At 72.7% G+C, this 19,644-nt stretch carries 18 protein-coding genes and 1 tRNA gene; 7 read left to right on the top strand and 12 right to left on the bottom strand.

Annotated features, from left to right (window positions below; translation table 11 throughout):
* Positions 1–9: 9 nt before the first annotated feature.
* A complete protein-coding gene (locus ABD211_RS31315; protein ID WP_344139725.1) occupies positions 10–594 on the bottom strand; it encodes a hypothetical protein in 585 nt (194 codons plus the stop codon).
* Between the two features lie 79 nt (positions 595–673).
* Here ABD211_RS31315 and ABD211_RS31310 point away from each other — a divergent pair, with 79 nt between their 5' ends.
* Both ABD211_RS31310 and ABD211_RS31305 read left to right on the top strand, forming a co-directional pair.
* Positions 674–1,534 carry a hypothetical protein gene (locus ABD211_RS31310; protein WP_344139722.1) on the top strand — a complete coding sequence of 287 codons (861 nt, stop codon included), beginning with the start codon at positions 674–676 and terminating at the stop codon, positions 1,532–1,534.
* Positions 1,531–1,917 carry a GntR family transcriptional regulator gene (locus ABD211_RS31305; RefSeq protein WP_344139718.1) on the top strand — a complete coding sequence of 129 codons (387 nt, stop codon included), beginning with the start codon at positions 1,531–1,533 and terminating at the stop codon, positions 1,915–1,917. Before ABD211_RS31310 ends, ABD211_RS31305 begins: the two co-directional genes overlap by 4 nt.
* An 11-nt stretch (positions 1,918–1,928) precedes the next feature.
* Here ABD211_RS31305 and ABD211_RS31300 read toward each other — a convergent pair whose 3' ends face one another.
* The 3 genes from ABD211_RS31300 to ABD211_RS31290 form a co-directional block, all read right to left on the bottom strand.
* The gene (locus ABD211_RS31300) at positions 1,929–3,392 is read right to left on the bottom strand and encodes an SMI1/KNR4 family protein (RefSeq protein WP_344139715.1); all 1,464 of its coding nucleotides are present in this window, start codon (positions 3,390–3,392) and stop codon (positions 1,929–1,931) included.
* A 41-nt stretch (positions 3,393–3,433) separates the two neighbouring features.
* The gene (locus ABD211_RS31295; RefSeq protein ID WP_425560572.1) at positions 3,434–3,781 is read right to left on the bottom strand and encodes a hypothetical protein; all 348 of its coding nucleotides are present in this window, start codon (positions 3,779–3,781) and stop codon (positions 3,434–3,436) included.
* 285 nt (positions 3,782–4,066) lie between these two features.
* Complete coding sequence (locus ABD211_RS31290) at positions 4,067–4,672, bottom strand: winged helix-turn-helix domain-containing protein (protein ID WP_344139712.1); 606 nt, start codon at positions 4,670–4,672, stop codon at positions 4,067–4,069.
* A 286-nt stretch (positions 4,673–4,958) separates the two neighbouring features.
* Between ABD211_RS31290 and ABD211_RS31285 the strand changes: the two genes are divergently transcribed.
* The 4 genes from ABD211_RS31285 to ABD211_RS31270 all read left to right on the top strand — a co-directional run bounded on the left by ABD211_RS31285 (position 4,959) and on the right by ABD211_RS31270 (position 9,417).
* On the top strand, positions 4,959–5,297 hold the full coding sequence (locus ABD211_RS31285) for a hypothetical protein (RefSeq protein ID WP_344139709.1): 339 nt from the start codon (positions 4,959–4,961) through the stop codon (positions 5,295–5,297).
* Positions 5,298–5,536: 239 nt separating this feature from the next.
* Positions 5,537–6,820 carry an ArsB/NhaD family transporter gene (locus ABD211_RS31280; protein WP_344139706.1) on the top strand — a complete coding sequence of 428 codons (1,284 nt, stop codon included), beginning with the start codon at positions 5,537–5,539 and terminating at the stop codon, positions 6,818–6,820.
* A gap of 11 nt (positions 6,821–6,831) precedes the next feature.
* Positions 6,832–7,311: a cation:proton antiporter regulatory subunit gene (locus ABD211_RS31275; protein WP_344139703.1), complete on the top strand. Its 480-nt coding sequence runs from the start codon at positions 6,832–6,834 to the stop codon at positions 7,309–7,311.
* 93 nt (positions 7,312–7,404) lie between these two features.
* Positions 7,405–9,417: a WD40 repeat domain-containing serine/threonine protein kinase gene (locus ABD211_RS31270; RefSeq protein ID WP_344139700.1), complete on the top strand. Its 2,013-nt coding sequence runs from the start codon at positions 7,405–7,407 to the stop codon at positions 9,415–9,417.
* Between the two features lie 245 nt (positions 9,418–9,662).
* Here the strand turns inward: ABD211_RS31270 and ABD211_RS31265 are convergent, their stop codons facing one another.
* Positions 9,663–9,875 carry a hypothetical protein gene (locus ABD211_RS31265; RefSeq protein WP_344139697.1) on the bottom strand — a complete coding sequence of 71 codons (213 nt, stop codon included), beginning with the start codon at positions 9,873–9,875 and terminating at the stop codon, positions 9,663–9,665.
* Between the two features lie 126 nt (positions 9,876–10,001).
* Between ABD211_RS31265 and ABD211_RS31260 the strand changes: the two genes are divergently transcribed.
* Positions 10,002–11,021, top strand: coding sequence for a LacI family DNA-binding transcriptional regulator (locus tag ABD211_RS31260; protein WP_344139694.1), 1,020 nt, complete (start codon positions 10,002–10,004; stop codon positions 11,019–11,021).
* 91 nt (positions 11,022–11,112) lie between these two features.
* Here the strand turns inward: ABD211_RS31260 and ABD211_RS31255 are convergent, their stop codons facing one another.
* The 7 genes from ABD211_RS31255 to ABD211_RS31225 form a co-directional block, all read right to left on the bottom strand.
* Entirely contained in the window at positions 11,113–12,690 is a 1,578-nt protein-coding gene (locus ABD211_RS31255) for a non-homologous end-joining DNA ligase LigD (protein WP_344139691.1), read from the bottom strand.
* An 81-nt stretch (positions 12,691–12,771) separates the two neighbouring features.
* A complete protein-coding gene (locus tag ABD211_RS31250) occupies positions 12,772–14,334 on the bottom strand; it encodes an alkaline phosphatase D family protein (RefSeq protein ID WP_344139687.1) in 1,563 nt (520 codons plus the stop codon).
* Between the two features lie 100 nt (positions 14,335–14,434).
* Entirely contained in the window at positions 14,435–16,012 is a 1,578-nt protein-coding gene (locus tag ABD211_RS31245) for an alkaline phosphatase D family protein (RefSeq protein ID WP_344139774.1), read from the bottom strand.
* A gap of 391 nt (positions 16,013–16,403) precedes the next feature.
* A complete protein-coding gene (locus ABD211_RS31240; RefSeq protein ID WP_344139684.1) occupies positions 16,404–17,375 on the bottom strand; it encodes an aminoglycoside phosphotransferase family protein in 972 nt (323 codons plus the stop codon).
* A 50-nt stretch (positions 17,376–17,425) separates the two neighbouring features.
* Complete coding sequence (locus ABD211_RS31235) at positions 17,426–18,853, bottom strand: glycoside hydrolase family 10 protein (RefSeq protein ID WP_344139681.1); 1,428 nt, start codon at positions 18,851–18,853, stop codon at positions 17,426–17,428.
* 64 nt (positions 18,854–18,917) lie between these two features.
* The gene (locus ABD211_RS31230; protein ID WP_344139678.1) at positions 18,918–19,286 is read right to left on the bottom strand and encodes a DUF2784 domain-containing protein; all 369 of its coding nucleotides are present in this window, start codon (positions 19,284–19,286) and stop codon (positions 18,918–18,920) included.
* A 26-nt stretch (positions 19,287–19,312) separates the two neighbouring features.
* Positions 19,313–19,386: transfer RNA gene (locus tag ABD211_RS31225), tRNA-Cys, on the bottom strand.
* Between the last annotated feature and the right edge of the window lie 258 nt (positions 19,387–19,644).

Raw genomic sequence — 19,644 nt, 5'->3', positions numbered from 1 at the left:
CCGGTCCGCCTAGTCGTTGCTGTACCCGCAGGCCATGTCGGCGGCCGCGCGCTGCCATTCGACGTCGTACGGCGAGCGGTCGCCCGTGTAGGAGAAGCTGTCGGGCGCGTCCGCCGAGAGGTGCGTGTCCGGCTGCACGTCGACCGTGCGGTCGCCCCACAGCCAGGTCACCTGGACGGGCACCGGCCACGCCCCGGTCGGCACGGCGGCACAGTCGGTCACCTCGTATTCCAGGACGATGATTGACTGCGCGCCCGGGCCCAGCGTCACGCCCGCGCCCGAGGTGCCGGTGAGGCGCAGCCCCGGACCCGACCGCCCCACGCCGGTGACGGTGACGTCGGTCAGGCCCTCGTTGGCCACGAGAAGGTGGTAGCGGAACGTGCCCCTGGTCTCGACGTCCATGCCGTAGGCGCTCGAACCCGGCCAGGCGACCCGCGGGGTCACCAGGCCGGCCCACCACGCGGCGAAGCCGGCCGACGCGACGAGCATGGCCGCGCCGATGGTCAGCCACAGGCGCAGCGCCGTGCGGCGCGTCAGGCGCCCCTCATGCGGATCCAACCGCGCCCACACCTCGTCGCTGAGCAGCGCCGACATGGTCACCCTCCCCGGTTCGTTTGCTCAATGTAGCAATGACTTGCTACATTGAGCAAGACCGCGACAAGAGGAGGCCGGCGTGTCGGTGAGGTTGGGCGTGCTCGGGCTGCTCGGGTTTATCGCGTTGGCGCCCGTCCTGCTCGCGATCCACTATTCGTACGGGCCGGTGACCCGCTTCCGGGTCGCCCGCTTCGCCCGCCGGCAGAACCTGACCATCACCCCCGACAACGGCGGCACGGTGATCCGTTATCTGGCCACCACCCGGCGCTGGCGCGCGGCCGGCATCGTCGTCGGCTACCTCGCCTCGATCACGATCAGCGCGCTGCACCACGGCTTCACCATCTCGTCGATCGCGCTCTTCGCCGGCTGGTTCGTCGGGGCGCTCGCGGCCGAGGCGCGCGTGGCGCACCTGCGGCACGGCGAGCGGCGCGCCGCGTCACTGACCGTGCGCCGCCCGGCCACCTACGTCGGCCCCGTCGCGCGGGCCTACCTGCCGGTGGCCGCCGGGCTGTCGGCGCTGGTCGCGCTCGCGACGGCTATCGTCGCCGCGAGCGGCCGACCCGTCGGGCTCGAAGGCCTCTGGCTGTTCCTGCTCGCCGCCACCGTCGTGGTCCTGGTCGGACTGGCGGGGCGGGTCGTGCTGCGGCGGCCCCAGCCGGCGGCCGCACCGGACGTGATCGCCGCCGACGACGCCGTCCGGTCCCGGTCGCTGCACGCGCTCGGCGCCGCCGGCGGCACGCTCGTGCTCTACTGCGTCATGGCCCAGCTCGCCGTCCTGCCGACCAGCGGCCGGGCTGCCGAGGCGATCACCGCCATCAACGGCCTGGGCGTCCTCGTGGTCCCTGTTCTCGGCTACGTGCTGGCCACCCTGCGTGGGCCGGACCGGCCCGGGTCCGCCCCGCCCGCCGGCGCCGTCACGACGGAGGCCGTCGCCCGGTGATCGTCGAGGTCGACCCCGCCAGCGCGGTCCCGCCGTATGAGCAGATCCGCGCCCAACTCGCCACGATGATCTCCACCGGGACGCTGCCGGTGGGCGCGCAGCTGCCCCCTATCCGGCAACTCGCCGCCGACCTGGGGATCGCCGCGAACACGGTCGCCCGGTCCTACCGGGAGCTGGAGTCGCAGGGCCTGGTGACGAGCCGGGTCCGGCACGGCACCACGGTCGCCGACCAGGCCGCCCGGCTGACCGAGGCCGAGATCCGCTCGCGCCTGGACGAGGCCGCCCACACGTACGCGGCGCTCGCCCGCCAGCTCGGGGTGTCCGACGCGGCGGCGGCCGACGCCGTGCACGCCGCCCTCGCGGTGCGCGCCGCCGCGCGCTGATTCCCGGGCGGCTACCCGGCCCCGGGAGTGGACGGCAGCCCTCGGGCGAATGTCTCCGGTGGCAGGCCGAACCGGCCGGCCAGGTCCACGCACCCGTGGCACGGATCAAGCGGCGAACCGTCCGGCAGGTAGACACCGCCGCCGACCATGGCCAGGCACCCCGGCGGGACCACGTCGGTCAGGCTGACGGGCCCAACCCAGTCCGACCTGTCCGCGATATTCTGCGCGAACTGCCCCAGCACGTCCGCCGAGGCGCAGGACAGGTTGTTCCACTGGATCCACGGCCCGTCCTGACGGACCGCCGCATCCGACCATGCCCGGTACCACTCGGTGAACGAGTCGGCGACCTTGGCGTACGTCTTGTCGGAACCGACCGCGTCGACCCAGACCTGGCCTCGCTCCGGCCCGTCGAGCCGCAACACCCACGCGACGTGGCACCCCGCGTGCGCGAGCAGCACGGCGTCGCCGATCCGACGGGGCCACTCGAGGCCGTAACCCGGACCAGCGCCAACGGCAGCGACCTCAGTGAGGAAAGCGCGGTAGTCGTTCGGCAGCGGACCTGTCTTCCGCTCGACGGCGGCCAGTTCTTCCCCGGTCAGCGGGACGGCGAGCGCTCCTTTGTGGTGATGCCACCCCGGCCAGCCTTCGGCACGCGACGGCCCGGCTGTCGACGGGTCGAACGCCGCGAGCGTCCGGGTCAACTCGTCCCGGGTGAGGTCCACACCGGACGACGGCGCTGCGACGTCCACGGGAACCAGCATGGCCAGCTCCCGCAGGAGCGTCATACCGCCGAACGGCTCCGCCGCCACGTGCTCGAACATGCCCGTGCACCCCGGCCAGTCGGCGCCGTTGATTTTCACCTCCACCGAACGGTGGTCGTGGATGTCCAGGACGAACGCGCTCAGCAGGGCGCCGCTCGCCATCGCGTGCACGGGCAGCGTCCCGGAATCCAGCACTGCGGCCGTGAGCCAACGATCGGCGAAGCGCGCCCGCGCCGCCGCGATGCGCTCCTGGGGCGACGGGCCGGGGGCGAAGAGCATCGAGCGGTCCATCGCGGCCACCACCACACGGAACCGCCGTCCACCCAGGACGGTCTCGAACTCCTCGGCGTCGGGAAACGCGCCTGCCGTGGGAACCGGCTGGCCCGTGACCCCGGCCTGCAGGACCGGCCCGAACGCGCACGCCCATTGGCAGGCACCCTCGACGATCGCGGTCTCCCGCGATTCCCCGTATCCGCTCACCGAGGCGAAGATCGGCGTGTCCCCCACCACGCCGGTGATCTCGAAGTACAACCTGGCGGCCTGCAGCCCACCGGTCGGATCGACCCCGGGCACGTGGCAGGTGATCGCGAGGTCGCCCACCCCGAGCCGCACCGTCTGCCCGTCAATGGTGGCGTTCGGAAAGTGACGGGCGATGGTCTGGGTGAGCAGGCCGTCGGAGGAAACCGGTGCCTTGCGTGATCGACGTCCGAACATCGCGACATTGTGCACGCCCGGTCAGCCGGCCGCTGCCCCGATCAGCGGGCGACCGAGCGGACCAGGTCCAGCACCTTGTCCCGGGTGGATACGAACTCCACCGCATGCCGCGGCTCCGCCGACCTGGGCAGGCCGGAGACCTGGTCCAGGACCACCCGACCCGGTCGGGCCGACAGCGCGACGATGCGGGTGCCCAGGTAGGCGGCCTCGTCCCGGCTGTGCGTCACGAGAATCACGGTGGTGCCGGTGACCTGCCACAGCGACCGCAGCTCCTCCTGCATGCGCTCGCGGGTGAGCGCGTCGAGCGCCGCGAACGGCTCGTCCAGCAGCAGGATGCGCGGCCCCCGGCGCGAGCGCCCGGGCGATCGCGGCCCGCTGCTGCATGCCACCCGACAGCAGGCCGGTGTCGGCCAGCCAGGTGGGCACGTTCTTGTCGAGCAGCTTGGTCAGGTACGCCAGGGCGAGGACGACGACGATGCCGCCGGCGATCCACGCGATCCTGGCCGGGCTGTTCGCGGGTCGCTCCTCGGTGGTCGCCGCGGGAGCCGCAACGTCGTGGCCATTACTGCAGCACCCCCTTCGTGATGACCCCGGTGAGGATCAGCGCGATGAGGAGCAGACCGACGACGGTCGCGGCCCAGTCCTCGCTGATGTGCAGGCGTTTGCGCTCCTCATTACTCATGGACGTCTCCGTTCGGGCGGTGGTGGACGACGGTGATCGGCGCGCCGTCGGTGAGCCGGTAGCCGACGCCGCGGGTGGTGGTGACGATGTCGGCGCCGAGCTTGGCGCGCAGCCGGCTGACGTGGACGTCGACGGTGCGCCGGCCGGACCGGTCGTCGCGCCAGATCTGGCCGAGCAACTGCCGGCGGGTGAACACCTGCTGGGGGTTGTCGACGAGGAACTCCAGCAGGTCGTACTCGACCTTGGTGAGCTGCACCGGCGTGCCGTGGCGGCGCACGACACGGGTCCACGGGTCCAACTCGAACTCCGTCGGCGTGGTCTCGACCAGCCCGATCGGCCGGACGTCGGCGACGGCGTCCGACTCCGGGCCCGACGTGATGCTCAACGTCGCGCCGACCTGCTCGGCGAGGCGGTTGAGGGCGTCGATGAACTCGAGTGCGTCGCGGTGCGGCCGGTCGCCGGCGAGCGTGACGCCGACGGTGAGGGTGACCTCGGCGGGCGGGTCGGCCCCCCGCCGGCGGGCGATGGTGCGGGGCGTCGGCGGGCCGAGCGGCCGCGTGTTGCGGGGGGTATGGGTACGCAGAACCGTGACTGTCATGGCTGGCTCCCGTTCGTCGGGCGCGGAGGGACCACGTCGGCGTGGCGGAGGGGTGTGCGGAAGGGGTTCGGGCGGCGCGTCAGGCGCGGGCCGAACGGCGACAGGCACTCGCCGCCAGGAGGCCGAAGTCCACGTGGCGGCGGCGGATGAGGATCACGCTCGCTCGCATGCCCCCATGGGATCACACGATGGCTCGAAAGTCCATCGGTTAAGTAGGTTATCTCGCTAGGTCACCGGGGGCGTTGGGTACACTGTCCTGACCAGCGACCCGACGGGAGGTGGCCCGATGGCGATCCGACCCGCCCGCGCACCCCGGTCCGTCGCGCTGCTCGCCGCCCTCGCGCTGACCGCCCTCCTCATCGGGCTCAGCGCGGCGCACACCGCCCTGCCGGGCGACACCTTCCAGGTCGCGCCCCGCGCCGCCGCCAGCGCGGCCGTCGCGGTCGCCCTGCCCGACGACCCGGACACCGTCCCACCCATCGGGAGCCTGCTCGCGATCCTGCCCGTGGCGGTCGCGTTCGCCGTCGGCGGCCTCGCCGTCGCCCGCGCCCGGCACACCGTCGCGCCCCTGTCGACGCGCGCCCTCCCCGCGGCCGGTTGCCGCGGCCCACCAGCCTCCGCCTGAGGTCGTAGCCCTGTCCTGACGCCGCCGGTCCCCGACCGTCGGCGCGACACGTCATTTCCGGAGGACCTCAACCATGTACCGCTACCCGGCGGTGCGGGCAAGCGCGCCCGCACCGCGGACACCCCATACCCTTCGCGACCACGGCCCGCCAGGCGGTGCGCCATGAGCGAGCGTCAGCGAGCGAATCGACAGCTCAGTCAGGACTCATGGCGGCGCCGGAGCGCAGCGGAGGTGACGCCGTGAGCGCCTGTCTCGCACTCGCGATCTTCACGGTGGCGTTCATCCTGATCGCCACCGAGAAGGTGCACCGCGTGGCGGTGGTGCTCACCGCCGCCGGGCTGATGGCCCTGCTCGGCTTCGTGCCGGGCCACGACGTGTTCTTCTCCGAGCACGCCGGCATCGACTGGAACGTCATCTTCCTGCTGCTCGGCATGATGGTCATCGTCGGGATCATCAAACAGACCGGCGTCTTCGAGTACCTCGGCATCTGGGCGGCCAAGCGGTCGCGCGGGCGGCCGTACCGCCTCATGGTCCTGCTCATGGTGATCACGGCGATCGCCTCGCCGTTCCTCGACAACGTCACCACGATCATGCTGGTGGCGCCCGTGACCGTCGTCGTCTGCGGCAAACTCGGCATCTCGCCGGCGCCGTACCTCATCGCCGAGGCGCTGGCGTCCAACATCGGCGGCGCCGCGACGCTCATCGGGGACCCGCCGAACATCATCATCGGCAGCCGGGCCGGGCTGACCTTCAACGACTTCCTGGCCAACATGGCCCCGGTCGTCGTGGTGCTGTTCGTGCTCTTCGTGCTGCTCGCGCGGGTGCTCTTCCGAAAATCCTTCGAGTACCATCCGGAGCGCGTCGCCGAGGTGCTGGCGCTGGACGAACGAAAGTCGATCACCGACGGCCGGCTGCTCGTCAAGTGCCTGGCGATCCTCGCGGTCGTCGTGGCGGCGTTCAGCCTGCACTCGGTGATGCATCTGGAGCCGGCCATCGTCGCCCTGCTGGGTGCCGGCGCGATGGTGCTGGTCACCGGCGTGAAGTCGGCCGACTACCTGGCCGAGGTCGAGTGGACCACGCTCGTGTTCTTCATGGGCCTGTTCGTCATGGTCGGCGGGCTGGTCGAGACGGGCGTCATCCACGCGGTCGGGTCGTGGGCGGTCGACGCGGTGGGCGACAACTTCTTCGCCGCGGCGACGGCGCTGCTGTTCGGCTCCGCCGTACTCGGGGCGTTCTTCGACAACATCCCGTACGTGGCGACGATGGCCCCCGTCGTGGAGGACGTCGTGGCCCAGACGCCGGATGCGGGCACGGGCCGCGCGCTGTGGTGGGCGTTCGCCCTGGGCGCGGACCTCGGCGGCAACGGCACGGCGGTGGCGGCCAGCGCCAACGTCGTCGTGCTCGGCATCGCCGCGCGCCACGGCCATCCCATCTCGTTCTGGCAGTTCACCCGCTACGGCACCGTCACCACGCTGATCACGGTGGTCATCGCGTGGGGCTACGTCTGGCTGCGCTACTTCTGAGGAGGCACACCATGCGCATCGACCACACCGTGCTACCCGGCGTCGGCCGGCTGCACGTGCTCACCACCCGCGCCGGCCGCGCCGTCGGCGTCATCCGCCACCACGGCGACCGCCGCGAGCTCATCGTGTACGGGGCCGACCCGGACACGGTCGGCACCAGCCTGCTGCTCACGCCGCAGGAGGCCGAGGGCCTCGGCGAACTGCTCGGCGTCGGCGGCGTCGCCGGCCACATCGCCCGCCTCGACCACCACGCGTCCGGCATCGTCACCCTGCAACTCCTGCTCGGCCCGGACGCCCCACCGCACAACCTGTCGAACGTGGGCGACGACCTGTCGGGCGATGCGGCGGTGCTCGCCGTCGTCCGTGACGGCCACGTCGTCACGGACCCGGCGATCGCCGGCAATGGCCGCGACGGCGACCTCGTCATCGTGGTCGGCACGATGACGGACACGCTCGCGGTAATGGACGCCCTCCGCGGCCACCCCGGTTAGCCCGACCGACGACCCGTTCGTCGCGTTGCGTCGGGGTCCCCGCTCGGTGTCCACTGTGGTGTCGCCACGACCAGGACGCTGGGGAGGTGGTCGGTGCTGACGCCCGACGATCCGCGCGCCGTGGCCGGGTACCGGCTGAGTGGGCGCATCGGCGTCGGCGGGCAGGGCGTGGTGTACCTCGGACACGCCGCGGACGGCACGCCGGTGGCGGTGAAGGTGCTGCACCTCGGTCCGGCCGCCGACGCCGCCGCCCGGCGGCGGTTCCTCCGGGAGGCGACGCTGGCCCGGCGGGTCGCCGGGTTCTGCACGGCGCGGGTCCTCGACGCCGGCCTCGAGGGCGAGCGGCCGTACCTGGTCAGCGAGTACATCGACGGTGTCTCGCTGCAGCAGCACGTGGCCGGCAGCGGGCCGCTGGACGAGGGGGCACTGCGCCGGCTCGCGATCGGGACGGCCGGGGCGCTGGCCGCGATCCACCGGGCCGGGATCGTGCACCGCGACGTGAAGCCCGGCAACGTGCTGCTCGGCCCGGACGGGCCGCGCGTCGTGGACTTCGGCATCGCCCGCGCGCTCGATGTCACCACGACGACCGGCGCGTTCCTCGGCACGCCGGCGTACATGTCCCCGGAGCAGGTGGCGGGCGACCCCGTCGGCCCGCCGTCGGACGTCTTCAGCTGGGCCGCCATGGTCGCCTTTGCGGCGACGGGCCGGCCGCCGTTCGGCCAGGACTCCATGCCGGCCGTGTTCAACCGCATCGCGCACCATGAACCGGACCTGACCGGAGTCCCCGCCGATCTGCGACCGCTGCTTCTGCGCTGCCTGGCCAAGTCGCCGGCGGCCCGGCCCGTGGCCGGTGAGGTCATGCTCGCCCTGGTCGAACACGACACGCCGGCGCCGGCGGCGCTGGCCACGGTGCCTGACCGGGCCGCGCCGGGCGCGGACGTCGGGCCCGCGACCCGGCAGGATCCCTTGAGGATCACGACCCTCCCGTTCCGGCTCCGGCCCCTGTTGGTGGCATTGGGCGCCATCGCACTGGTGCTCGCCATCGTCTTCGCGCTGCCGATCTGGTTTCTGGGCGACGGGCCGGGCGGAGACCCCGGGAAGGATCCGGACGTTTTCGGTGCCCAGCTCGGAAAGCCGATGGCGGCGCAGGAGCAGGTGTGGAGCCTCGCCCTGGGCACCCTGGACGGCCGTCCGATCGTGGTGTCCGGCGGTGAGACCGACGACGAGACCCTCGCCGTATGGGACCTCGCCGCGCACCGACAGGTGGGCGGCGACCTGACTGTCCACCGTGGTCTTTTCGCGACCGGCGGCATCGTGGAGGTCGCGGTCGGGGTCGTGGACGGCCGCACGGTCGCCGTTTCGGCCAGCACCGGCTCCCCGTTCCTCGACAAGGAACCCAACCGCGTGTGGGCCCTCGCAACGGGTCGGCAGGTCCGGACGTTGCCGGACCGGGTGTCGCAGCCGACCGCGATCGACGTTGCCGAGGTGGCCGGAGTGCCGGTCGCCGTCGTGGCCGGGACCAACGGCACGCTGCAGATGTGGGACCTGAGGACGGGCAAGCCGCGCGGCGATCCGCTGCGGGTGCACCGCGGGTACGTCACCGATCTGGCGACCGGCACGCTCGACGGACGGGCCGTGGCGGTCACCATCGGCGACGACAGAACGCTGAAGGTGTGGGACCTGCGCACGGGCAAGCCGGTCGGCACGCCGGTGACCAGCGAAACCGGCCTGTCCGCACTGACCTTGACAACGCTGGCGGGCCGCCCGGTCGCGATAACCGGGGGCGACCGCGACGACGGCGCGCTGCGGGTGTGGGACCTGCAAGCCCGTGAGCAGGTCGGCCCCGCCATGGCACGGCACGACCTCTGGGTGGGTGACGTCGCCGCGGCGACGGTCAAGGGCCGGACGATCGCGACGTCGGTCGGCTACGACGGAACGCTGCGGGTGTGGGATCTGGTCACGCGGCGGCCGATCGGCGATCCGATCGCGGCTCGCAGCGGAATCCTGCGGGCGGTGGAGATCGCGGAGCTGGACGGCCGGGCCGTCGCGGTGACGGGCGGCAACGACGGCTCCGTCCGAGTCTGGAACGTCACCCCGCCGGGTTGACGTTTCCCGTCCAGCGCCACCGGGTAGGCAGAAGAGCATCAATGGACGAGATGCCGGAGGTGGGATGCCATGCCGTACGTTCGAGGTCACTACCGACGGGCCCCCGGCACCGCGGGCTACCACACGCTCACCGTCGTACTGGCTGTTGTGGCCGTACTCTTGCTGATCTATCTGGTGACGAGGTAAGGTCCTGAGCCACACCGCCCCGACGACTTCCCCCGTGGTCGCCGGGGCGGTGTCTTGTCTCAGTCCTTCGCCGCACCCGCCGTCACACCCGCCACGACGTAGCGCTGCGCGAGGACGAGCAACCGCCAGTTCCACTGGAAGCTCGCGATCGCCGCGCACGTCGACGAAGCGCCGGGCCAGCTCCAGGTACGGCTCGTGGCCTGACGCAGGTCCGCCCACCGCTTGTCCGGCACCTCGTACTGGAAGCCGTCGGCGTCCTGCGCCCGGCCCACCGCGCTCCCATCGGTTCAGACGTCCTTTCGGCCGCTGGGCCGAAAGGAGGTGTCGCGCCGGGTTCGGTGGTGCGCCCGCCAGGTAAAGTCCCAGGGCGCCAGACCTCGACGGGTGAAAGGATTTCGGTGGCCAAACCAGCAGCGCGGTCCGCGACCCTGACCGATGTCGCCAAGCGCGCGGGCGTCTCCGTGGCCACCGCCTCCAAGGCGCTCAACAAGCGCGACCAGGTCGCCCCCGAAACGCGCCGCAAGGTCCTGCAGGCCGCCGCCGACCTCGCCTTCGAGCCGAACGTGCTGGCCAGGGGCCTCATCTCGGGCCGCACCCGCACGGTCGGTCTGCTCACCGACGAGCTGGGCGGCCGGTTCGCCATCCCGGTCCTGCTCGGCGCCGAGAACGCCCTGGGCGACCAGCAGATGTCCGTCCTGCTCTGCGACGCGCGCGGCGACGCGATCCGCCGCCAGCACTACATCCGCACCCTGCTCGCCCGCCAGGTCGACGGCCTCATCGTGCTGGGCACGACCAACGACGTCCGCCCCTCCGTCACGGCCGACATCCCGGTCCCGGTCGTCTACGCGTACGGCGAGTCCGACGACACCGAGGACCTGTCGATCATCTCCGACGACCGGGGCGGCGCCCGCCTGGCCGCCGAGCACCTGCTCGCGCAGGGCCGCCGGGCGATCGCCCACGTCACCGGCGAGCAGGACTACCGCGCCGCCCGCGAGCGCGCCGACGCGCTGTCCGCGACCCTCGCCGAGGCGGGCCTGCCTATCGTCGGCGGCCCGATGTTCGGCGAGTGGACCATGCGGTGGGGCCGCCAGGCCGCCCGCATGCTGCTCGCCGCCCAGCCGGAGGTCGACGCCATCTTCTGCGGCAGCGACCAGATCGCCGTCGGCGTGGCCGACGCGCTGCACGAGGCCGGCAAGCGGATCCCGGACGACATCGCCCTGGTCGGCTACGACAACTGGGAGGTCTTCTCCGCGGACGCCCGCCCGCCGCTGACCACCATCGACCTCAACCTGCAGCAGATCGGCGCCACCGCGGCCCGCCACCTCTTCGCCGCCATCGACGGCGACCGCGCCTCCGGCATCATCCGCCAACCCGCCCGCCTGGTGGTCCGCGAATCCACGGGCCCCCGCCGCCCGTAGCCATCAACCACCTCGCACGTCCGTCCAACATGGGTTCGCGCGGGACCTTTGCCCCAGGAGGGCGTCTCCCCCACAAATCCACTTTGGATGATCAGCGGAGCGGCGGGAGACGCTGCGCATGGCGCAGGACGTCGGCGAACAGGTCGCCACGCTCCGATAAGCGCGGCAGAATGGTGCGGATCGTGAAGGTGTCCGGGCGCAGGGACGGGTCGTCCAGTTCGTCCCAGGTGATCGGCGCCGAGACCGGGGCGCCCGCGGCCGGGCGTGGGCTGTAGGGGGCCACGAGGGTCTTGTTGATGGCGTTCTGGGTGTAGTCGAGCCGGGCCAGCCCGCCCCGCTCGTCCTTCTGCCACTTCCAGGAGACCAGCTCCGGCACGACCGCGCCCACCGACCGCGACAGCCCTTCCACCCACGCCCGGGTCTGCTCGAACGTGTAGCCACGCGAGACCGGCACCCAGATCTGGATCCCCCGCCGCCCGGTCACCTTCGGAAACGCCGCGACGCCCAGATGCTCGAACGCCGTGCGGTGCAGCCGGGCGAGCACCAGCAGGTCGTCCCACCTCGTCGCGTCCCCCGGATCGAGGTCGATGAGGGCGAACGTCGGCTCGCGCGGCCGCTCGACCGTGGACGTCCACGCGTGCCACTCCAGCGCGCCGAAGTTGGCCGCCCACACCAGCGCGGCCGGCTCGTCGACGACGAGGTAGGTGCACGTCTCCCCCGCGTCGGCCTCCGGGTTGTCCCAGCGCGGCAGCCACTCGGGCGCGTGGGAAGGCAGCTCCTTGTGCCAGAACCCGTTGCTGCCCGCGCCGTCCGGGTACCGGTGCATGTTCAGCGCCCGCCGGGCCAGATACGGCAGCACCACGGGCGCGACCACCGCCGCGTACCGCAGGAAGTCCCGCTTCGTCACCGGCTCACCACCGCCACGCCCGGGGAAGAGCACCTTGTCGAGGTTCGTCACCCGCAGCTCCCGGCCGAAGACGTGCCAGGTCCCCGACTTCTTGAAGCCGTCGAGCGCGCCGAGCTCGTCGGGGTCCGGGCCGCCGGCGGCCGCCGTCTTGAGCGCCACCGACGCTGACGCGGCCGGCAGGTCCGACCGCCACATCCGGTCCGGGTCGGCTCTGACCTCATCATTGGTACGCCCCGACAGCACGGAGTTGGGGTGCGCCTCGGCGTCCCACCCGTCCACGGCGTACTCGTCGTGTTTGTGGAGCATGAGCCACTGGTCGGCGCGGGTCCGGACGAGCACGAACCGGCCGCGCAGCTTCTCGCCGTGCAGGTCCAGGTGCAGCTCGCCGCCGCGCACCGCCCCGCCCGGATCGTCGGTCTTCGGCGATGACCACGTGCCGGCGTCCCAGACGATGACGTCTCCCCCGCCGTACTCGCCGGCCGGGATGACCCCCTCGAAGTCGTAGTACTCCAAGGGGTGGTCCTCGACGTGGAACGCGGCGCGGCGCACGCCGGCGTCGAGCGTGGGCCCCTTGGGGACCGCCCAGCTCACCAGGACCCCGTCGATCTCCAGCCGGAAGTCGTAGTGCAGCCGCCGGGCCCGGTGCCGCTGCACCACGAACCGCCGCTCGCCCGGTTCGGCGAGCGCCACGGCGGCGCCGGCCGGCTCGGGTGTCCGGGTGAAGTCACGTTTACGCCGGTAGGGCGCGAGTTGGTCGCCCACCCTCTCGTGTTACCCCGCCCGGTCGGCGTCAATCCCCGGGTGAGGGCCGGGCGGGCCCGGCCCTCACCACTCCCAGGACCCTCAGTGCGCCTGCGCCGGCAGGGTCACCGACCACAGGGCGGCGCCGGTGAGGTCGCGCAGGCGCACCGTGAACGCGCCCGAGGCGCCGTCGATGTCGACCTCGCCGAAGTGCTGGAACCCGCCGGCCGGCGACGTGTTGGCCGCCGGCGGCGCGTGCACGAACTCCGCCCGCGGCCCGAAGGTCGGGTCGAGCGTATTAGGACCGAACGCCCCGGCGTTGGCCGGGCCGGAGACGAACTCCCAGAACGGGGTGAAGTCGCCGACGGCCGCGCGGGCCGGGTCGTAGTGGTGGGCCGCCGTGTAGTGCACGTCCGCCGTGAGGAAGACCAGACCGGTCACGCCGTTGCGGTGCGCGTCACGCAGCACCGTCGCGAACTCCAGCTCCCGGCCCATCGGAGCGCCGCCGGCGCCCTGCGCCACGCCCTCGTACCGGTTGGCGCCGTCGCCGACGACCAGGCCGAGCGGCAGGTCGATCGCGATGACCTTCCAGGTCGCGCGGGATGCGCGCAGCCCGTCGATGAGCCACGCCCGCTGCCGGGCGCCGAGCAGCCCGCGCGTCGGGTCGGCGTACCGGTTGTCGTCGTTGGGGTCCTTGAACGTGCGCATGTCCAGCACGAACAGGTCCAGCAGCGGGCCGAACGAGAGCTTGCGGAAGATCTCGCGGCTCCGCGACGGGACCCACTCGCCGAACGCCTGCCGGGCGCGGGCGGCGAGCACGTCCGCGTTGCGCCCGGTGTAGCGGGGATCGTCGAAGACCTGGCCGGGGTACCAGTTGTTGCGCACCTCGTGGTCGTCCCACTGGTTGATCTGGGCGACCTCGGCCGCGAACGCCTTGAGGTTCTCATCGAGCAGGTTGTACGCGTACTGTCCGCGGAACTCGTCGAGGGTCTCCGCGACCTTGCTCTTGGCCTCCGTCACCAGGTTGCGCCACACCGTGCCGTCGGGCAGGTTGACGGTCTCGGTGATCGGGCCGTCGGCGTAGACGGTGTCGCCGCTGCACAGGTAGAAGTCGGGGCGCAGCAGCCGCATCTGCTCGAAGATCCGCATGCCGCCCCGGTCGGGGTTGATGCCCCAGCCCTGCCCGTTGATGTCCGCCGTCCACACGAACCGGACGCCGCGGGCGGCCCTCCGGGTGCCGCCGCCGGGCGCGGTGCGCAGGCGGCCGACGACCGGCTCGCTGCGCAGGCCGTGCGTGTCCGGGTCCTCGATCCGTACCCGGTAGTGGATGTCGCTGTTGTGGGGCAGTTCGCGCAGCGTGACCGAGCCCGTCAGGTCGGTGTCGGGAGTGAGCAACGGGCCGCGCACCCGGCGCGCGTTGCGGAAGTCGGGTCGGTTGCAGACCTCGACGAGCATCCGGCCCGGACGGTCGGCGCGGGTCCAGACGACCGCGCTGTGCCGCGTCGGGTCGCCGCTCTGCACGCCGTGGGTGATGGTCGGCCGCCCGCTCGGCACGAACGCCGGCGCGGCCGCGCCGGCCCGGGGCAGCAACGACCCGCCGAACGCGAGGCCGGCTCCCGCCGCCAGCCCGGAACGCAGCAGCATGCGCCGGTCCAGTTCCGCCATGATCGCTCCTCGTCGCCTGATCAGGATTCATCGTCAGGCCGATCCCATCGACGGCAGTTGTCGTACGGGCGTCGGTGTGCTGGCCGGACGGCGAAGACTGTCAAACCGGTGGGGCGGGCAGGGTGATCGACCACAGGGCCGTGCCCGTCTGATCGCGCAGCCGCACGGTCATGGCCCCGGACTCGCCGTCGATATCGACCTCGCCGAAGTGCTGGTAGCCGACCGACGGCGCCGTCTTCTCCTGTGGCGCGTGCACGTACTCGACCCAGGGCCCGAACGTGCCGTCGAGGGGGTTGGCCCGGAACGCGCCCGCGTTGGCCGGGCCGGAGACGAACTCCCAGAACGGGGTGAAGTCGCCGACCGAGCCCCGCGCCGGGTCGAAGTGGTGCGCGGCCGTGTAGTGCACGTCGGCCGTCAGGAAGATCATGCCGGTCACGCCGGCCCGGTGCGTGTCGCGCAGCATCGCGGCGAGCTCCAGCTCGCGGCCGAGCGGCGGCCCGTGGTCGCCCTGCGCCACGCCCTCGAAGCGGCGGGATCCGGCGCTCAGGACGAGCCCGACCGACTGGTCGGCGGCGATGACCTTCCAGATGGCCCGCGACCGGCGCAGGCCGTCGACGAGCCACGCGCGCTGGCGGGCGCCGAGCACACCGTGGTCGGCGTCGCCGACCCGGTTGCGGCTGTTCGGGTCCCGGTAGCCGCGCATGTCGACGACGAAGATGTCCAGCAGCGGGCCGAAGGCCAGCCGCCGGTAGATCTGGCCGGGCCGGCTCGGGGTCCACTCGCCGAACGCGCGCCGACCCCGCGCGGCCAGCACGTCCACGTCCTTGACGGTGTACCGGTCGTCGTGCAGCACCTGCCCGGGGTACCAGTTGTTGCGCACCTCATGGTCGTCCCACTGGTTGACCTGGGGCACCTGGGCGAGGAAGGCCCGCAGGTGCTCGTCGAGCAGGTTGTAGGCGTACTGCCCCCGGTACTCGTCGAGGGTCTCGGCGACCTTGCTCTTCGCCTCCGTGACCACATTGGTCCACACGGTGCCGTCGGGCAGGCCGACCTGCTCGTCGATCGGCACGTCGGCGTAGACCATGTCGCCGCTGTACAGGAAGAAGTCCGGGCGCAGCGCGCGCATTGCGGTGAAGATCCTGGTGCCGCCGACGCGGGAGTTGATGCCCCAGCCCTGGCCGTTGTTGTCGCCCGTCCACAGGAACCGGATCCCGCGACGGGTACGGGTGCCGCCGGGCGCGGTGCGCAGCCGGCCGGCCGCCGGTTCGCTGACCAGCCCGTGCACGTCCAGGTGCTCGACCCGGACCCGGTAGTGGATGTCGGTGCCGGCCGGCAGGTCGCGCAGCATGACCTTGCCGGTATGGTCGGTGTCGGGCGTGAGCACCGGCCCGCGTACCCGCCGGACGCGGCGGAAGTCGGGCCGGTCGCTGACCTCGACGACCATCCGGCCCGGCCGGTCGGCCCGCGTCCACACCACCGCGCCGTCCGCCGTCGGGTCGCCGCTCTGCACGCCGTGGGTGAGCAACGGCCGCCCGTCCGGCAGAAACCCCGGCGCCGCCGAACCCCTGCGCGGCAGCGCCGCCGAACCCGTGCGCGGCTGCGCCGCCGAACCCAGCGCCAGGCCCGCGCCCGCCGCCAGTCCGGACCGCAACACCGCGCGCCTGCTGAATTCCACTATGGTCCCCTCCCTCGCCACTGACCGGGTTAACGACCAGCAGCGAGGGCTGGCGCGGCGATCAGGGCGAATAGACGGTGTCGGACCAGACCAGCGCGGTGTCGGGCTCGGACGGTGCCGCCGCCCAGCGTCACGCCGTGCGCCTGGACGTGAGTGTTTTCCGCTCGGGCTGGCCGCGACTGCGGCAAAGGCTGCGGCCAACCTGCGGCTTCTGCTGCTACGACCCCGCCCGATAGCAGCAGAACTTCCAAGTCAAGCGTCGCCACTGTGGCTCCACTGCCGAAGCGCCGCCTGCGGGCGCACAAAAGTCGACTTTTTAGTGGATACCGCGCGGCCGGTGACATGCAGAGGTCGACTCTTGCCGGGCAGGCGCGGGCAGCGCGCGGGCAGCGCGTCACGGACGGGTGAGGCCCGCCTCCGCCGCGATCGCCGTGCCGACGGCCCGCAAGTCAGCGGCGAAGCCGGGCAGCTGCTCGACCTGCTCGCGGGCGCGCGCGTCGACGGTCGCCAGGTCGTTCGGGCCGAGCGGTTGCGCACCGGTCGACATCGACAGCCGCCAGGCGAGCCGGTTGATCCGCATGCCGACCCGCCGCGCCAGCAGGTCGGGATCGGCGGGCACGACGCCGCCAGCCGCCGCGTACGCCGTCAGCGTTGCGCGCAGCGCGGCCCAGTCGTGGCCGGCGCGGGTCGCGAACGCGAAGGCCGCGTGGCACGCCTCCAGGCCGGCGCTGTCCGGGCCGGCCGGGTCCCAGTCGAAGAGCACCGGGCCGGACGAGGTGATCATCACGTTCCACGGCTCGACGTCACGGTGGGTCAGCACATAGTCGCCGGCGCGGTCCAGCGCGGCGGCGACCCACGCCGAGATGTCCAGGATCGCGGGCAGGCCAGCGCGCAGCGTCGGCGCCCAGGGCCGGGCCAGCCGCTCGCCGGCCGCGAGCCACGCGTGCCACCGCTCGGCCGGGTGGATCCCGTAGGCCACCCGTTCAGGCGCGTCCACCGGCTCGACCGCGTGGACCGCGGCGAGGGTCGCGCCGAGCCATCCGGCCACCTCATCGTCGTCGCGAAGGTCACGACCGTCGAGCCACTCGTATGCCCGCGCCCAGCCGAACCCGGCCACATACGTCGCGTATCCCACGGCTTCGCCGGCCGGTGGCACGGGGCGCGGCACGTCGACCCCACCGGCGCCGACCCGCGCCTCGAAGCGCGCGGCCCGGATCACCTCGGCCTCCCGGCCGGCGACCTCGACCTGCTTGACGAGTACGCGGCCGTCGACGGTGTCGAGCACCCACGTCGGCGAGGAGCGGTGGGTGTGTGCCGTCATGGCCCGCACGGGACGCCCGAGGCCGAACGCCTCAGCGACAGCCATCGCTTTCTGCACGCGCCACCCTAACGCCCCGCGACCAACGGCCGCGCGACTCAGCCGGCGGCGCAGGCCAGGACGGTGGCGCCAGTGGTCCGACCCGTGCCGACGAAGCCGAAGGACACTGACCCGCCAGCGGGAACGCGCCCGTTGTAGCCGGCGTCGGCGAAGCGGACGGTGCCGGTGCGCCCGGTGGGCCGCGCGCCCCAGACGCTGGTGATCGTCGCGCCGGGCGGCAGGACCACGGTCACCACCCAGCGGTTCACGGCAACGGGCCCGGCGGTCACCCGGACGCTCGCCGCGAAGCCGCCGCCCCACGACGACACCGACATGGTGGCCTGGCAGGTGGGCGACGGCGGCACGGTCGTCGGGGGCGCGGTCGTCGGGGGCGCGGTCGTTGACGGCCCGGCGGTGGTGGGTCGGGCGCTCGTCGGCGCGGCCGTCGTCGCGCCGCCCGTGTCGTTGAGCGCGTTCAACACCGCCGTGTACGCCGCCTTCGGCGCGCCGGCCGCGTCGAACAGCAACGGCGTCGAGCCGGACCGCCACGAGTCCGAGTCGCGTACGCCCCACACCGTGATGCCCGCGCAGCGCGCCACGGCCAGGCACGCCCGCACCGCCGTGTCGTACGCGGCGGCCTGGGTGGCGCCCGAGCCCTCGAAGTCGAGCTGGGTGATCTCCACGTCCACGCCGAGGGCGACGAACCGCTCGATGGTCTCGCGGTAGTCGGCGGGCAACGGCGCCGAGGCGCCGAAGTGCGACTGCAGGCCGACACAGTCGATCGGCACGCCCCGGGCGCGGAAGTCCGCCACCATGGCGAGCACCGCCTGCGTCTTGTCGTAGGCCAGGCTCTCGATGCGGTAGTCGTTGTAGCAGAGCCGGGCGTCCGGATCGGCGGCCCGCGCCGCGCGGAACGCGTCCTCGATCCAGCCGGTGCCGTTGCCCAACTTTGTCCAGACGGACGGGCGCAGCCCGCCGCCCGTGTCGGCGAACGCCTCGCTCACCACGTCCCACGCGTACACGTTGCCCCGGTAGTGCGCCACCAGGCCGGTCACGTGGTCACGCAGCACGGCCGCCAGCTCGGTCGCCGACGTGATGTTGGCCAACCACGACAGGCGCGCCGCGTCCGGGCCGACCAGACCGTAGCCGCGAACGCGCTGACCAGCCGCCCGCGCGTGGTTCACGACGCGGTCGGCGGGCGTGAAGTTGAACGTCCCCCGCGCCGGCTCGGTGGCGTCCCACTTGAGTTCGTTCTCCGGCGTCACCATGCCGAACTCACGGTCCAGGATGCCCACGTACGCGGCGTCGGTGAGCTTGGCCGCCTGCACCGCGGTGCCGAAGTACCGGCCACGCTCGCCGGCCGCCGCGGCCCGGGTGGTGCCCGTGCCGGCCGGAGCGGCGACCATCACGACCGCGCCGAGGACCCCGGCTGCCGCCACAACCGCGCCGACCCGCCGGCGCCGCGCGCCGAGGACATTCGTCATCATGAATTGATGCTGGCTGCCGGCGCGCCCAGCAAGCATCCACCGGTTGGTCGAAAGTCCCCGATAGTCAGCGCCGGACCTGTCGGCGGCGGCGCCACGCGGCGTAGCCGCCGGCCCAGGACGCGAGCACCACCAGGGCGCACAGCGCCCGGACCTCGTGCAGGTACTGCGGCGGATAGATGACGTTCTCGACGTAGGTGTCGATGAAGCCACCGGCGAGCGGCGCCTCGCCCGCGCGGCGGCGGGCCCAGTCCTCGGCCCAGGTGAGCGGGCACTCCAGCGACGCCGCGACCACGAGGACGCCCCAGACCACCGCGGCGAGGTGGAACCAGATCGCGCGGGGCCACCGCCACGTCAGGAACCCACCGAGCACCACGTACGCGAGGAACGCGAAGTGCGCCACGAGCACGGCCGTCATCAGCACCCGGTAGGGCATCCGTCAACGGTAACGCTCTGGTGTCATGGAGACCGCAGCCGGATTCGAACCGGCGTACACCGCTTTGCAGGCGGTTCCCTGGCCTCTCGGGCATGCGGTCGTGAGTGGCGGCCCGGCGGGGACCTGCACTCAACCCGCCGGGCCGCCCGGTCAGCGCCGGCCGGGGTTGATGAGTCCCGTCGGGCGACCTGGCAGGCATCAAAAAAGCCGCCTCCCGGACTGCGGGGGCGGCGATGGGGGCACGCGAAGCGCTACCTGCCCCGGATCAGCACGTCCCGCGCTCCGGTCTGACAGTGCGTCATCTCGCGTCTCCCACCCTGTGGCTGACTGGTGTCGACAACGGTAGGCGGTGCCGCGC

The organism is Luedemannella flava, from assembly GCF_039528515.1.
GTDB classification, from domain to species: Bacteria; Actinomycetota; Actinomycetes; order Mycobacteriales; family Micromonosporaceae; genus Luedemannella; species Luedemannella flava.
This window is presented reverse-complemented; position numbering and strand designations above follow the sequence as displayed.